We start from the raw sequence: 14,047 nt of genomic DNA, 5'->3' as shown, positions 1-14,047 counted from the left end.
CTGCGTGAGCGCGCGCTGGCGGTGTAATGCTTGACAGGTACGGCGCCACCTCAAGGCTGGCGCCGCACCCTGGAGCGGCTTGCGCTCCCGCCTTCCGTTCAGTAAACCCTTCTCTCAGCGATCAACCAGGGCCTGCAGACTGGTCAGGATGCTGTTCGCGTCATAGGGCTTGCGGGTTACGGGCACATCCTTCAGATGCTCGGGAATGCTGATGCCGTCACCATAGCCGGTAGCGAACAGAAACGGAATTTGCCGGCGCTGCAGTTCATCGGCGACGGAAATCGACGTCCCTGTTCCCAGGTTCACATCCAGTATCGCGGCGTCCGGTGTGCGGCTGCTAATCAAACGCATGGCCTCATCCTCGGAGCTGGCGGTCATCACGTCCTTGATCTGTGCATCGTTGAGAATCTGCTCAAGGCCAACCGCGATCACCAACTGGTCCTCAAGGATCAGCACGCACAAGCCCGTCCGGGCGGCAAAGGCATCGGCTGCACGGGTAACCGGCGCGGCCGTGCTCGCAGGCTCGGCCGCTTCGGCCACGGACAGGTGTTTTGCAGGAATTCTGAACAACCCTTGCACGCCTTCGGGGTGATATTCCACTGCGCTGGTGCCACCCAGATCAAACGGAATACTGCGTTCTATCAGGACCGAGCCAAAGCCATTGCGGCTGGGCGGGCGCACCGTTGGTCCGCCGCTTTCACGCCAGGTAATGCTGCAGCCGTTGCTGGCGTCGATGGCCCAGCTCACGGCAAGCTTGCCGCTCGCCCACGACAGCGCGCCGTATTTGGCAGCATTGGTTGCCAGTTCGTGCAGCACCAAGGCCATGACCGAATAGGCGCGGGCATCCAGGATAACGTTCGGGCCTTGCAGTTCAATCACTCCGGCGGCGGTGCGGTAGGGTGAAAGCTCTGCCTCCAGCAGCTTGGCCAGTCGCCCGCCACCGTCACCGCGTACCACCTGGTCGTGAGCGAGGGAGAGCGCATGGATGCGCCCCTTCAATGTCGCCACGTAGTCCTGCAGTGTCTGGCTCTCCGAGGTCGGGTGGGCAACCAGCGCGCCAATCAACGACAGGATGTTCTTGACCCTGTGGTTGAGCTCTTCATTGAGGATGCGCTGGCGCACTTCTGCCTTCGAACGCTCGCTGGCCAGCAACTCGCTGTTATGCAGCACCACCTCGACAATCGCGGTACGGATGGCGTCGCCAAACTGGCGGTCCTGCTCGGTCCAGGGTAGTGACTGCTGGTGAACGGTTTCTTTCCAGATCGCGAAGCTCTTGCGTGGTGTCAGGCGGTCGCCCAGTGCGCCGCTGTCATAGGTCTTGTTCGGGTCCCCGGCCCAGTCGAGTGTCTCGACCACTTCCTTGCGGAAGAAGATCAGGTAATCCCTCGGCTGCTGCGACATCGGTATGATCAGCACACCCGACACATCGGTAAAGTACGCGTGGGCCGCAGGCAGTACCATCGACAGGCGGTTGGACGCCCAGGTGCGGCCAGAGCTGACGATATCTGCCAGGCGCAGCAGGTCGGGCACCGCCGAGTTGGGCGGCGTCAGCCCGCCGGATGACCAGCGGCCTTGCAGCGACATGCCGATGCCGTCGCAGGGGATCAGCGACATAAGCTGGGGCAGGCGCGCACGGAAGAACCCATCGATGTCTGCAGCCTGGTTGGCGTCAAGCAGCATACTGTCCAGCGCTTTGTGAACGTGCACGGCGGCTTCAAGCTTTTGCCGGCTGCGCAGGGTCTCGATATGCAGCGAGAAGAATTCGCCGAACATTTCCGCCGCCACACGTTGCCCCATGGCCAGTGTGCGCGGTGCGTAGTGGTGGCAGGCGATCATCCCCCATAGCTCCCCATTGACGATGACCGAAATCGACATGGAGGCCCCCACGCCCATGTTGCACAGGTATTCGCAATGGATCGGCGAGACGCTGCGCAAGTGCGCATAGGAAAGGTCTAGCGGCTCGCCCGAGGGGTCGAGCACGGGGTCGATGGCGACCGTCTTGAACTGGGCATCCGAGATCACCCGGATGGGGTTGCGCAGGTAAAGTGCGCGGGCCTGCTGGGGGATGTCGGAGGCCGGGAAGTATTGGCCCATGAAGCTTTCAAGGTCGCTGCGCCTGGCCTCTGCAACCACTTTGCCGGCGCCGTCGGTACCCAATTGGTAGATCATCACCCGGTCGTAACCGAGCACGGCCCGGACATAGCGGGCAGCATCGCGGAACAGCTTGCTGGTCTGGTCGATTTCGCGCAGTTGGGCGATCAGCGTGCGGGCCAGTTCGATCGGCTCGGCAATGCTCGCACCAGCGGGTTCGAACTCGAGGATAGCCGTGCCTTTGAACAAGTGGGCGGCAATGTCGACAGCCTCGCCGCTGGGCAGCTTCACACCGAAGCTGAGCGCCGGTCGCGAGGCCTCCCGGGTGCGGGCCAGCGCGTTGCGCAGGGTGTGCGCCACCTCATCCCCGAGCACCGCATGCAGCTTCTGGCCGTTGATGTCGCTTGCTACGCCCAGCATTTGTGAAGCATTGGCCGAATGACGCAAAACGACGGTGGCTGAGGCATCACAGGCCAGCAGGCAGCCATGGGGCTGGATACTGCCGGGTATCTGAATAGGCTCGCGGTCGCAGTTGGTCAGGTTTACTTGGGGGTTGAATGTCATTGGCCGTGCCTGTGGGGGATGAAGAGGCTGCCAGCAGGGCCGCCAACGTCAGCCTAGCAGGCAGCCGGCCTTTGGCATAGCGAAGCGAATGGGCTGGAAAGCCCAGGGTTGATGCCTACGTAGGCAGTCGCCAGGAAAGGACGAGAAGGCGGCATGTGCCGCCTTTTACCTGTGGAGTACAGATGTGCTCTTGTCGATAGGCCTTGAAGGCAAGCGGCGATCAATGGTCTCATCCGCACCTGAGCCAACTGGTATTGAACGATGACCCGCCCGCTGTTTGTTTCCATCGATGGGCCTAAAGGCACCGGCAAGACCACGCTGCTGGAGGCCGTCACCCAAGCCCTGAGGGTGGACGGGAAAAAGGTGATTCGCCTTTGCGAAAAAAAGAGCGATCCCTACCGGGGCGAAACCATGGCGCTGGTCAACAAGCTTGCCAGAACCCCGTGCCGGGATCTGGAATTCAAGGTGTGCGAGCGCTTCGCTGAAAGCCGCGCCTGGATTTCTCGGCACGTACTGCCCAAGCAGCCAGCAGACAGCATCGTCCTGATTGATCGCTGGTACCCCTCTGACGCCGCGTTTCGCCGCACGGTGCCGTTTGACCAGATCTTGCGATTGAACCTCGACCTCAGCGTGCAAGTGCCAGATTTGCATGTCGGGGTTGTCACTGCCCCTGAAACCTCGTGGGCAAGGGCTGCGGCACGCACGCGTGGCCTGGGCAGTACGGTGATACACAACCTGGATGAACAGGTGGCCTGCACCGAGGCTTTCGAGCGGGCGCTGGTAAAGCACGGCTGGGTGTTGTGCCGTAATGAAGGGGCCATGGAAGACGCAACGCGGCAGGTGGTTGGCGAGATTGACCGCGTACTGCTAACGCGTTGAGCGCTCGTGCGACCGCAAGCTGGCTTGCCGGCGCAAAGGCCGGCCTGGACAATCATGCGTGGATGATCAGGCGCCCTGGCGGTCGATATCACGGCGCAGGACGACCGACGTGGTAATGTCATCCACCGATTCGTGACGTGCCACGTTGTCGCGTACCTGATTGAGGTCGTCGATTGTCCGGGTTTCTACCTCAACCACCAGATCAAGCTGCCCACTCACCGAGGAAACCCGCCGCACGCGTGCGTCCGTCGCCAACTGGTCGAGCAGCCCCATGGCAGGGGTGCGCTGCAAGGTCACCAGCAGTATCGCGCGTATGACATTGGCGTCTATTTCGCCGATATCTGCACGGTATCCACGAATGATTCCGCTGCGCTCAAGGTTGGCCACACGTTCGGTCGTGGCGCTTCTGGAAAGGCCTATGCGGCCGGCTAACGCCTTCAGCGCAATGCGCGCGTCCTTCGAAAGTACTTCAAGAATCTCACGATCTTTTGCGTCCAGTTCACGCATTGCACCACCTGATAAGCTCGCCGTCTTTATGCCGGTCGGTACCGGCATAATGCCTGTCGATCCCGACCGTATGCAGGGTGTCGGTTTCGGCAGTGCATGACAAGCTATTGAAAAACAATTTGCTCGCTCGGAACGTGATGATATGACAGACCTTTCCCACCCGGCACCTCGGTTTTCGGCAAGCGATGCAGAGGGCCTCGCAAAAGATTTCTTCAATGTCACCGCTACGGCAACCCCCCTGGACGGGGAGCGTGACCGCAATTACCGGTTGGATACGGGCGTCGATGCGGGCTGGATACTGAAAATCGTCAATGCCAGTGAGCCCCGGGTAGAAAGCGAGTTTCAAACCGCGCTGCTCGATCATCTGGCCGTGCATGGCGCGCACCTGGGTGTGCCTCACCTTCGGGCCAGTGTGGCGGGTGACTACCTGCCATCCGTGGCCAGCGCCACAGGTGAGCAGCATGCTGTGCGCCTGGTCAGCTGGTTGGCCGGCACGCCGCTTGCCGAGGCCAAGCGCTCTTTCGCGCTGATGAGCAACTTTGGCCGGGCACTCGGTGAACTTGACCGCGCCCTGCAGGGGTTCATGCACCCGGGTGCCGTCCGTGACCTGGACTGGGACTTGCGCCATGCCGCACGCTCCCGTACGCGTTTGCACCACATTAAAAGCCCCGAGCGCCGGGCCATTGTCGAGCGTTTCATCACCCGGTTCGAACACACTGTACAGCCCAGGCTGGCATCACTCAGGGCGCAGGTGATCCACAATGACGCCAACGACTGGAACATCCTGGTCGATGCCGAAACCACCCGCCATGTGACCGGCTTCATCGACTTTGGCGATGCCGTTCACACCGTGCTGATTGCCGAGGTCGCGATCGCCAGTGCGTACGCCATTCTCGACATGGACGACCCGATCGGCGCTGCCGCAGCGCTGGTGGCCGGATTCCATGAAAAGTACCCATTGCAAGCGCAAGAGCTTGACGTGCTGTTCAACCTGATTGCCATGCGCCTGGTCATCAGCGTTACTTTCTCCGCTTCCCGGCACGATCAGACAGAAGACAACCCCTACCTGGCGATCAGTGAAGCGCCAGCCTGGCGCCTGCTGGAACAGCTTGATTCGATGAATCCACGGCTGGCTACAGGCATCCTGCGCAAAGCCTGTGGTTTCGATGCCGTCGAGGGGGCGGGTGCAGTGCGCCGCTGGATCGCCGAAAACCACACATCATTTGCCGAGCTGGTGCGCCCGTCAGCCGCCATCCTCAACAAGGTGATCGCGCCGTTTGGCGACGCCAGCCACGAAATGACCATCGCCTCAGCCGAGCAGCGGCCTGCCGATGCGACGCGCTGGTGGGATGCGTTCTCTACCGCGCACAACGTGCCGCTGGCCATTGGGCCATGGGGTGAGTTGCGTACCATTTATACGGACAGTGCCTTCGAGTCGCGCTTCATCAAGGGGCGGCGCCGTACCCTGCATGTGGGGGTCGATCTGGTGATGCCTGCCGGTACGCCGTTGTACGCTCCGGTCGCCGGTACCGTCAAAAGCGTTGAGGTTGAACCCGACCCGCTGGGCTATGGTGGGCTGGTGATGATCGAGCACAGCCCGCCAGGTTGCCCGCCATTTCTGACCCTGTGGGGGCACATGGCCCACGAGGCGCTCGACCGCTTGAAGGCCGGTGACAAGCTCGAAGCCGGCGACCTGGTGGGCTACATGGGCACCGATACTGAAAACGGCGGCTGGATTCCCCACCTGCACCTGCAGATGACCACCGATACGCAGCTGAGCGCGAGTGAGGTCATTGGCGTTGGAGAGCCCGAATACCGCGAGGTGTGGGCTGACCTGTTCCCTGATGCCTCGACCTTGGCCGGCATCCCGCCAGAAACCTACAACCAGCAGGGAATGACCAAGGCCCAGATCATTGCCAAGCGTAAAGCGCTGCTGCTACCGAATTTGTCAATTTCGTACACTGACCCGATCAAGTTCGTCCGCGGCGATGGCGTATGGCTGATCGACAACTTCGGGCGGGCCTACCTGGACTGCTTCAACAACGTGTGCCACCTGGGCCATAGCCATCCCGACGTGGTCGAAGCCTTGACCCGCCAGGCTGCACTGCTTAACACCAACACCCGATACCTGCACGACAACATCGTCGAGTACGCCGAGCGGCTGACCGGCACGTTGCCCGAGGGCCTTTGTGTGGCGTCATTCGGCTGCTCGGGCAGTGAAGCCAACAGCCTCATGCTGCGCATGGCACGCAACTACACCGGTAGCGACCAGGCGATCGTGCTGGACTGGGCTTACCATGGCACCACGCAAGAGCTCATCGACCTGAGCCCTTACAAGTACAAGCGCAAAGCCGGCAAGGGCAGGGCGGCGCACGTATACGAGGCGATGGTTCCAGACAGCTACTACGCGCCCGAGCACTGGCCATTGGAGGAACACGGCAAACGGTTTGCCGAGTCGGTGGCAGAGCAGCTGGACGCCATGCGCAAAGCCGGCAAGGGCCCGGGCTACTTCCTTGCCGAGTCGATCCCCAGCGTGGCGGGGCAGGTGTTTCTGCCCGAGCATTACCTCAAGGAGGTATACGCCATGGTTCGCGCCGAAGGTGGGCTGTGCCTGGCCGATGAGGTGCAGGTCGGGTTTGGCCGCGTCGGTAGCCACTGGTGGGCGTTCGAGACCCAAGGGGTAGTGCCAGATGCTGTCACCATGGGCAAACCGATTGGTAACGGCCACCCGATGTCGGCGGTGGTGACCACGCGTGAAGTTGCCGATGCTTTCAACAACGGCATGGAGTATTTCAATACGTTCGCCGGCAACCCCGTGTCGTGTGCGGTGGGCCTGGCGGTGCTCAATGCCATCGAGCGCGACCAGCTGAAAGAGAACGCCTTGAGCATCGGCAATTACCTGCTTGAGGGTTTCCGCAAGCTTCAGCAGCAATTCGATGTGATTGGTGATGTACGCGGGTTGGGCCTGTTCCTCGGCATTGTGTTGGTCACGGACCGCTCCTCGAAGGCTCCGGCCACGGCCTTGGCCAGAAAAGTTGCCGATGGCGCCAGAGAACGCGGCGTGTTGATCGGTACCGAAGGCCCGCATGACAACGTGCTGAAAATGCGTCCTTCCATGATTTTCAGCCGGGCCAATGCGGACTTCCTGCTTGATGTACTGCAAGACAGCTTCACTGCGGCGCTGAAGTAACGCGTTTCAACCGGGCAGGGCGTGCCGATCGGCAAGTCCTGCCCGTGCGTTCAGGCTTTTTGGCGGTCGATATCGCGCCGCAGCACCACTGCAGTCGTGATGTCATCCACTGAATCGTGGCACGCCACGGCGTCGCGCACCCGGTTCAAGTCATCAATCGTTCGTGCCTCGACCTCTACAACCAGGTCGAGTTGGCCGCTGACCGAGGATACCCGTTTCACTTGGGCGTTCTGTGCCAGCAGGTCCAGCAGGCCAAGCGCCGGTGTGCGTTTCAGCGAGACCAGAATGATTGCCCGTATTACGTTGGCATCAATTTCGCCAATGTCCGCGCGATATCCCCGAATGATTCCGCTGCGCTCCAGGTGTAAAACCCGTTCGCTGGTCGCGCTTCTTGACAGGCCGATTCTTGCCGCAAGTGCCTTGAGTGCGACACGTGCTTCCTTGGAGAGTATTTCGAGGATTTCCCGATCTTTGACGTCTAATTCGCGCAATGCTGACACTCCTGTCTGATCGCCGGTAAAGGGCCGTCCGCCCCAATAAAGAGCAGGGAATAGTTAGCCATTTGCTCCTTTTTTGTGCATTGGAAGACACTACTCCAGTTTCTCCCAGGGTCGAAGTGGCGCCGGCATTATGTCGGTCGATTCCGGCAATGTGCCAGTCCGACACGCACTTTGCAGGGTGATTTCAAGGTTTCAGTGTGCAAAGCTTTCTGTGAAGGATGGGGCCTAAGAGCCCGGAACAATAAGAAATACAAACTTCCAAGGAGTGCCTCGATGCTGGCAAGAAAAACCAGAATGCTACTGGCTTCCACTGCGGTAGCGGCTGTCGCCTTGTGCTCTAAAGGTGTGGCATACGCCGACGACTTGCAGGCTGTTCAAGCGTCGAACGTGTTACGGGTGGCAATGAGCGGGCAGTATTCTCCCTTTAGCTTTGCTAATGAAAAGAATGAAATTGTCGGTTTCGACGCCTCCATCGGAGAAGCACTTGCCCAGCGCCTGGGCGTGAATATAAAAATCATCACCACACCGTTTGACGGCATTATTGCAGGGTTACTGGCCAAGAAGTATGACGCTGTCATCGCCTCGATGACCATTACCCCCGAGCGCCTTAGAGCCGTTGACTTCGTCGGACCGTATTACCATGCGGGCCGTACCATTGGTGTCAAGGAAAGCTCTCCGATTAAAGAACTTGATGACCTCAAGGATGTTACCGTCGGCGTCACGTTGGGTGATTCGCATGACAAATGGGCGCGTGCGCGCGGCAATCTCAAAGTGCGCACTTATAAAGGCCTGCCTGAAATGCTGGTCGACCTGGATGCCGGCCGTATCGATGCGGTGGTGATGGACAGCATCCCGGTCATGGTTGCGGTAAAGGAAACCGGGCAAAAAGTGCGGATCATCAGTTTGCCGGACGAGCAGGGTGGCCGCGAGGGTCTGGGCATCGCCATTCGCAGAAACAACCCTGAATTCAAGGCCCAGTTGCAGAAGGCTCTGGACGAGATTCTGGCAGATGGCACGTACAAGGAAATTTCAATGAAATGGGTGGGCAGCGACATTCGCTGAAGCGCACCAGGAATGGCCTGGCCGGCAGGCTGGGCCGGGTTGGCAGACTTTTTGTGAGTGGTTTCATGGACCTGTCATTAATCCATCGCACTTACCCCTTTTTTCTGGAAGCCGCTTGGGTCACCGTGCAGATCTCATTGCTTTCATTACTACTTGGCCTGGTTATCGCCATTGCGCTGGTGACCTGCAGGTTATCGCCGTTCATTATCCTGCGGTGGGCGGCAAGTCTGTACGTCAGCGTGTTTCGCGGCACACCCTGCCTGGTGCAGTTGTTCATCATCTATTTTGGCGGACCACAAATAGGCATAGAACTGGAGCCGTTCGCTGCTGCGGTAATCGGTTTGGGCATGAACATCGCGGCCTATATGTCAGAGTCCATTCGAGGTGCAATCGTCAACGTTGATCCAGGCCAGGAGGAGGGTGCACGGTCGATTGGATTCAGCCGTAGGCAAACATTGTTATTCATCATCGTTCCCCAGGCACTGAAACTCATGATCCGGCCGCTTGGCGTCAATGCCATTGGCCTGATCAAAGGCTCCGCCTTGGTGTCGGCCATTTCGGTGGTTGAACTGACATACACCGCACAGCGCTTCATCAGTTCAACGTACAAACCATTCGAAATATTCATGGTGTCGGCGTTGCTTTATATCGTCATGGTCTACGCGGTCAAGTATCTGGTGGAAGTGCTGGACAAGCGATACGCGACCAAGTGAGGGGTTGGCAGTGGAAGGATTAAACCTGAGTGTCATCGCACCTTATTACGACATGCTGGCGACCGGGCTGTGGTGGACGGTTGTCATGTTTCTCTGCAGCAGTGTCATCAGCCTGGTCGTGGGTGTGCTAATTGCGCTGATCGACTTGTATGCGCCTCACGTCATGGCGCTGCCTGTGCGTTTCATGACCTGGCTGTTGATGGGCACGCCATTGCTGTTGCAACTCTATTTGATCTACTACGGGCTGGTTCAGGTGGGTATCGATATTCCGGCGCTGGCTGCGGGAATCATCGGGCTCAGCCTGCATTTTGCCGTGTACAACGCCGACGTGATCAAGTCCGGTATCGAGGCGGTTGACCCGGGCCAGATAGAAGGCGCGCGTTCAATCGGCCTGAGCAAGGCCATGACCCAGCGCTACATTATTGTCCCGCAGGCGCTCAGAAAAACCATCGCGCCATTGGGAAACAACCTCATCGTGTTGCTGAAGGACACGTCGCTGGTATCGATCATCGGTATTGCCGAACTCGTCTACAGCGCCCAGCTGGCCGTCAGCGAAACGTACAGCCCGTTTGAGTTCTACATCGCCGTCGCGGTGATCTACTACATGGCCAACCTGGCGCTCGAAGCCGGGTTGCATCTTATTGAAGCAAAGGTCGAGATGTCACGATGAACAACAACGCTATGGTAGAAGTGAAGGGCGCTCGTAAAGCCTACGGTACCCTTGAGGTACTCAAGGGGATCGATCTTTCGGTATCGCGTGGGCAGATTTTCGCCATCATCGGCCCAAGCGGTTCGGGCAAAAGTACCTTGCTACGCTCGATCAATCATCTCGAAGTGCTTAATGGTGGTGAAATCTGGCTTGACGGCGCTCAGGTCAATCAACCCTTGAAAGGCCGCGCCTTTGAGCAGCATATCAACAAGGTGCGCCAGCAGATGGGCATGGTGTTTCAGCACTTCAATCTGTTTCCGCACCTCACGGTCTGTGAAAACATCGCGATAGGGCCTGTGAAGCTCAAAGGCTATTCGAAACGTGCGGCCAGGGAGCTGGCCCTGGAGTACCTGCAGAAAGTCGGGCTGGGCAACAAGATCGACGAGTTCCCGTCCCGGTTGTCCGGCGGGCAAAAACAGCGCGTGGCCATTGCCCGGGCCTTGGCCATGCAACCCAAAGTGATGTTGTTCGATGAAGCAACCTCGGCACTGGACCCTGAGCTTGTGGAAGAAGTGAACCTGGTAATGAAACAGCTGGCGGCCGAACACATGACCATGCTGATCGTCACGCATGAAATGCGCTTTGCCGGTGAAGTGGCCGATCAGATCGTGTTCATGGATGGCGGGGTTGTTGTAGAGCAAGGTGCACCCAGTGAGATGCTGAGAAATCCCGTTCAAGACCGCACCCGGGCTTTTCTGAAAAAGCACCTGCATAACGACTGATGTTCAGGTGCTGACGTGCATTTCAGGCGGAGGTTAGCGCCGGCGAAGTGTTACAGAGCGGAAGCATAATATATTATTTAACATAATATGCATTATGGGGTTATTTGATATTTCAAGCGGCACCGTGGAGTGCCAGATGCTAAGCCAGCTCAAGCGCCTGGATTATCCTTGCCGGCGAATTCGTTGACCCAGGTTAAGGTTGGGTACCTGTGCCTTGATTAAAATCCGGGCTACGCACCCTTACGGGGAATCTGGCATGACGATTATCGTAACCGGCGCTGCAGGCTTCATCGGCAGCAATCTCGTCCAGGCACTTAACCGGCGTAACGAAACGGAGATCATCGCCGTCGACGACCTGACCGATGGCGACAAATTCCGTAACCTGGCCGACAGTGAAATCGCTGATTACCTGGACAAGGACGATTTTCTCGATCGTTTTGCCCGTGGTCAGTTTGGCAAGGTTCGCGCGGTGCTGCACCAAGGCGCATGTTCGAGCACCGTCGAGGCTGATGGTCGTTTCATGATGGACAACAACTACCGGTACAGCCACGAATTGCTTGTATCTGCGCAGCACCAGCAAACGCCGTTCTTATATGCGTCGTCGGCAGCTGTGTACGGTGCAGGACGAGATTTTCGCGAACAGCGCGAATGCGAACGACCGCTGAACGTTTATGGCTATTCCAAATTCCTGTTCGATCAACAGGTACGCCGTCAATTGACTACAGCACGCAGCCAGATCGTCGGTTTGCGTTATTTCAACGTGTACGGCCCCCAGGAACAGCATAAAGGCGCCATGGCGTCAGTGGCCCTGCACTGCTTCAACCAGTACCAGGCCCAAGGAAAAGTGACGCTGTTTGGCCGTTATGGTGATTATCCCAGCGGTGGCCACCTGCGTGATTTCGTCTCGGTGGATGATGTGGTCAAGGTCAACATGTTCTTCCTTGATCACCCGCAATCAAGCGGCATCTTCAATGTCGGCAGCGGTCGCGCCCAGCCTTTCAATGACGTTGCGTTGGCTGTAATCAATCGGCTGCGTGAGCAACAAGACCAACCCCCGTTGTCACTTGAGACGGCCTTGCTCGAAGGTGTACTGGAGTACTGCGGGTTTCCGGATCATTTGCGTGGCAAATACCAGTGTTTTACCTGTGCCGACCTCGAGCGCTTGCGCGCTGCCGGGTACAAGGCACAAACGTTGACAGTCCAGCAAGGCGTGGCCCGCTACTGCGACTGGTTGTTGGGTGTCCAGCGCCCGCCGCCTGCTCCATTCAAGCAAGCGGCGGAAGCTTAACATTGCGAGAAAGTTGGATTGGGCGGCGATTTCTTCTAATGTATAGGTAGAAATTGGCTGGTAATTACCGTTAACTACACTAAATAGTCATTTAGCGTAGTTATATAAAAGGGCGCATAACTGCCCTCTCTTTGCCCTTACGCCAATCCACCAAAACGCTTGTAAAAGCTTTCGTTAACATCCGGCAATGGTCCGTCTGCCGTCTCCAACGCTGCATTCAGCCATTCCTCTGCTTTGGCAAACACCAACCGGTAGAGGTTACGGCACAGCTGTCGTGCGGCCCTTCCCTCCCAGTCCCCTGGCAGTAACTCCTCTGGCAGTTGCGGGTCGCGCAACAGCAACCGGCGGTACTCGTGAATCAGCAGCGTGCGTGCCAGGAAGCAATCTTGCGCATCAAGCACCGTCTGCTCTTTCAACCCCTGCCACAGCGGCCTGAACAGCTGGATGAATTCGCTGTACTGCTGCCCCAGCTCTTCGATACGCCAGCTCTCCCGCACCTGGGCGCGCATGGCTTTTGACGCGAGTACTTCCTGTGTGTGGGTTTCAAAGACGATGCTGTCGTCGCTGGCCTCGAGTTCGCGCAACGTGGCAGCCAGGTCGGCACGGTCTGCCCGTGGGCAACCCAACAGGTTCGGCGCCATTACGCCAAACCCCTGCCACTCCAGTTCTTCACGCAAGGCCTTGCGTTTACCTGCCTCCAGTTGCGACAGCAGCACCAGCGTCCACGCCCCGTCCCAAGCGGGTTGGCTTGGGCTGTAGACGCGTTTGAAGGCTTTCTCGAAGCGCCTGCGACCCGTGCCCGTCAGGCTGTAGTAGCTGCGCCGGCCAACCTTTTCAGCCGTGAGCCAGCCTTCTTTGGTCAGGCGAAAGATCGATGTGCGAATCAGCCGTTCATTGATGCCGATTGGCTCCAGCAGGTTGATCAGGCTACCTAGCCAAACGGTACCGCCGTGGGGCTCGATGGCATCGCCATACAAGGTGATGATCAGGGAACTGGCGCGGATCGGCGTCTGCTCCTGGAAGCGAGTGATCAAGTTGTTCAGTGGGGCGAGATTGCTCATGGGCGAACTGTGCGCGGATAAAGCACCGACTATACCTGTGCGGCGGGCCGCCTGGCCATTGCGTGACGCAACCAGGCTCATGCCGTCGCCTGGCCTTTGGGCCTGATACCTGTGTCTTCCATACGCAGCCGCCCTGCTTCAACCTCGGCCAGTGGCGGGCATTCGACCATGGTGTTCATGCAACGCAGCGCCAGTTGCTGGTATTGAGCAGTGCCGCGCTGCTTCCAGGCCAGCTCCTGCTCGCTCAGGCGCCGTTTCATCTGGGCTGGCGAGCCCATTACAAGGCTTTGAGCTTCGCACTCGAAGCCGGCTTTGACGAAGCTGGTAGCCGCTACGATGCAGCGTGGTGCGATATGTGCACCATCCATCACCACCGCATTCATCCCGATCAAGGTGTCCTGGCCCACTCGGCACCCGTGCAACACGGCGCCATGTCCGATATGCCCGTTGCGTTCTACCACGGTATCGCCGCCCGGAAAGCCATGCATTACGCAGGTGTCCTGCAGGTTGGTACCCTCCTCCAGCACGATACGGCCGAAATCACCCCGTAGCGATGCCAATGGGCCTATGTAGCAACCAGGGCCGACGATGACATCGCCGATCAGCACTGCACTGGGGTGTACGTAGGCTGATGGATGCACCACGGGCGTCAGGCCGTCCAGTCGATAGCAAGGCATGGGAAAACTCCTGAAATTATTTTAAATGCTGTTAGAGCTTGTATCACAAGCAGCTTGGTCGTCAATCGTGTATCGCTTCTCTGA

General features: G+C 58.6%; 12 protein-coding genes. 7 read left to right on the top strand and 5 right to left on the bottom strand.

The genetic code is table 11. From position 1 onward, the window contains the following. Positions 1 to 114 precede the first annotated feature (114 nt). The gene (locus ACF8R4_RS18715; protein ID WP_060499924.1) at positions 115 to 2,655 is read right to left on the bottom strand and encodes an HWE histidine kinase domain-containing protein; all 2,541 of its coding nucleotides are present in this window, start codon (positions 2,653 to 2,655) and stop codon (positions 115 to 117) included. Positions 2,656 to 2,916: 261 nt separating this feature from the next. Between ACF8R4_RS18715 and ACF8R4_RS18710 the strand changes: the two genes are divergently transcribed. Continuing rightward, positions 2,917 to 3,534: a dTMP kinase gene (locus tag ACF8R4_RS18710; RefSeq protein ID WP_060499925.1), complete on the top strand. Its 618-nt coding sequence runs from the start codon at positions 2,917 to 2,919 to the stop codon at positions 3,532 to 3,534. Between the two features lie 66 nt (positions 3,535 to 3,600). On the opposite strand, the gene ACF8R4_RS18705 is transcribed toward ACF8R4_RS18710, so the two are convergent. Beyond that, a complete protein-coding gene (locus ACF8R4_RS18705; protein WP_016714074.1) occupies positions 3,601 to 4,041 on the bottom strand; it encodes an Lrp/AsnC family transcriptional regulator in 441 nt (146 codons plus the stop codon). 142 nt (positions 4,042 to 4,183) lie between these two features. Here ACF8R4_RS18705 and ACF8R4_RS18700 point away from each other — a divergent pair, with 142 nt between their 5' ends. Continuing rightward, a complete protein-coding gene (locus ACF8R4_RS18700; RefSeq protein WP_392493144.1) occupies positions 4,184 to 7,231 on the top strand; it encodes an aminotransferase class III-fold pyridoxal phosphate-dependent enzyme in 3,048 nt (1,015 codons plus the stop codon). A 50-nt stretch (positions 7,232 to 7,281) separates the two neighbouring features. On the opposite strand, the gene ACF8R4_RS18695 is transcribed toward ACF8R4_RS18700, so the two are convergent. Beyond that, a complete protein-coding gene (locus tag ACF8R4_RS18695) occupies positions 7,282 to 7,722 on the bottom strand; it encodes an Lrp/AsnC family transcriptional regulator (RefSeq protein WP_060499927.1) in 441 nt (146 codons plus the stop codon). A gap of 282 nt (positions 7,723 to 8,004) precedes the next feature. Here ACF8R4_RS18695 and ACF8R4_RS18690 point away from each other — a divergent pair, with 282 nt between their 5' ends. The 5 genes from ACF8R4_RS18690 to rfaD all read left to right on the top strand — a co-directional run bounded on the left by ACF8R4_RS18690 (position 8,005) and on the right by rfaD (position 12,225). After that, positions 8,005 to 8,793 (top strand): ABC transporter substrate-binding protein, encoded by a 789-nt coding sequence (locus tag ACF8R4_RS18690; RefSeq protein WP_060499928.1) that lies wholly within the window; start codon positions 8,005 to 8,007, stop codon positions 8,791 to 8,793. 65 nt (positions 8,794 to 8,858) lie between these two features. Further along, positions 8,859 to 9,506: an amino acid ABC transporter permease gene (locus tag ACF8R4_RS18685; protein ID WP_060499942.1), complete on the top strand. Its 648-nt coding sequence runs from the start codon at positions 8,859 to 8,861 to the stop codon at positions 9,504 to 9,506. Positions 9,507 to 9,516: 10 nt separating this feature from the next. Continuing rightward, positions 9,517 to 10,176 (top strand): amino acid ABC transporter permease, encoded by a 660-nt coding sequence (locus tag ACF8R4_RS18680; RefSeq protein ID WP_060499929.1) that lies wholly within the window; start codon positions 9,517 to 9,519, stop codon positions 10,174 to 10,176. Positions 10,177 to 10,187: 11 nt separating this feature from the next. Then, a complete protein-coding gene (locus ACF8R4_RS18675) occupies positions 10,188 to 10,937 on the top strand; it encodes an amino acid ABC transporter ATP-binding protein (RefSeq protein ID WP_082426424.1) in 750 nt (249 codons plus the stop codon). A 256-nt stretch (positions 10,938 to 11,193) separates the two neighbouring features. Beyond that, positions 11,194 to 12,225 (top strand): ADP-glyceromanno-heptose 6-epimerase, encoded by a 1,032-nt coding sequence (gene rfaD, locus ACF8R4_RS18670; RefSeq protein WP_164525246.1) that lies wholly within the window; start codon positions 11,194 to 11,196, stop codon positions 12,223 to 12,225. Positions 12,226 to 12,362: 137 nt separating this feature from the next. On the opposite strand, the gene paaX is transcribed toward rfaD, so the two are convergent. Next, complete coding sequence (gene paaX, locus ACF8R4_RS18665) at positions 12,363 to 13,286, bottom strand: phenylacetic acid degradation operon negative regulatory protein PaaX (protein WP_177337105.1); 924 nt, start codon at positions 13,284 to 13,286, stop codon at positions 12,363 to 12,365. Positions 13,287 to 13,363: 77 nt separating this feature from the next. After that, positions 13,364 to 13,963, bottom strand: a complete 600-nt coding sequence (paaY, locus tag ACF8R4_RS18660) for a phenylacetic acid degradation protein PaaY (RefSeq protein WP_392493142.1) — start codon at positions 13,961 to 13,963, stop codon at positions 13,364 to 13,366. Positions 13,964 to 14,047: the final 84 nt, after the last annotated feature.

Source organism: Pseudomonas sp. FYR_2, assembly GCF_043106425.1.
Taxonomy (GTDB): domain Bacteria; phylum Pseudomonadota; class Gammaproteobacteria; order Pseudomonadales; family Pseudomonadaceae; genus Aquipseudomonas; species Aquipseudomonas monteilii.
The sequence above is the reverse complement of the archived record's forward strand: the minus strand, read 5'-3'. Positions and strand labels throughout refer to the sequence as shown.

Bases quoted from the DNA above. Each gene is read 5' to 3' on its own strand.
- ACF8R4_RS18715 (WP_060499924.1), bottom strand. From the start codon at position 2,655: ATGACATTCAACCCCCAAGTAAACCTGACCAACTGCGACCGCGAGCCT.
- ACF8R4_RS18710 (WP_060499925.1), top strand. From the start codon at position 2,917: ATGACCCGCCCGCTGTTTGTTTCCATCGATGGGCCTAAAGGCACCGGC.
- ACF8R4_RS18705 (WP_016714074.1), bottom strand. From the start codon at position 4,041: ATGCGTGAACTGGACGCAAAAGATCGTGAGATTCTTGAAGTACTTTCG.
- ACF8R4_RS18700 (WP_392493144.1), top strand. From the start codon at position 4,184: ATGACAGACCTTTCCCACCCGGCACCTCGGTTTTCGGCAAGCGATGCA.
- ACF8R4_RS18690 (WP_060499928.1), top strand. From the start codon at position 8,005: ATGCTGGCAAGAAAAACCAGAATGCTACTGGCTTCCACTGCGGTAGCG.
- ACF8R4_RS18685 (WP_060499942.1), top strand. From the start codon at position 8,859: ATGGACCTGTCATTAATCCATCGCACTTACCCCTTTTTTCTGGAAGCC.
- ACF8R4_RS18675 (WP_082426424.1), top strand. From the start codon at position 10,188: ATGGTAGAAGTGAAGGGCGCTCGTAAAGCCTACGGTACCCTTGAGGTA.
- rfaD (WP_164525246.1), top strand. From the start codon at position 11,194: ATGACGATTATCGTAACCGGCGCTGCAGGCTTCATCGGCAGCAATCTC.
- paaX (WP_177337105.1), bottom strand. From the start codon at position 13,286: ATGAGCAATCTCGCCCCACTGAACAACTTGATCACTCGCTTCCAGGAG.
- paaY (WP_392493142.1), bottom strand. From the start codon at position 13,963: ATGCCTTGCTATCGACTGGACGGCCTGACGCCCGTGGTGCATCCATCA.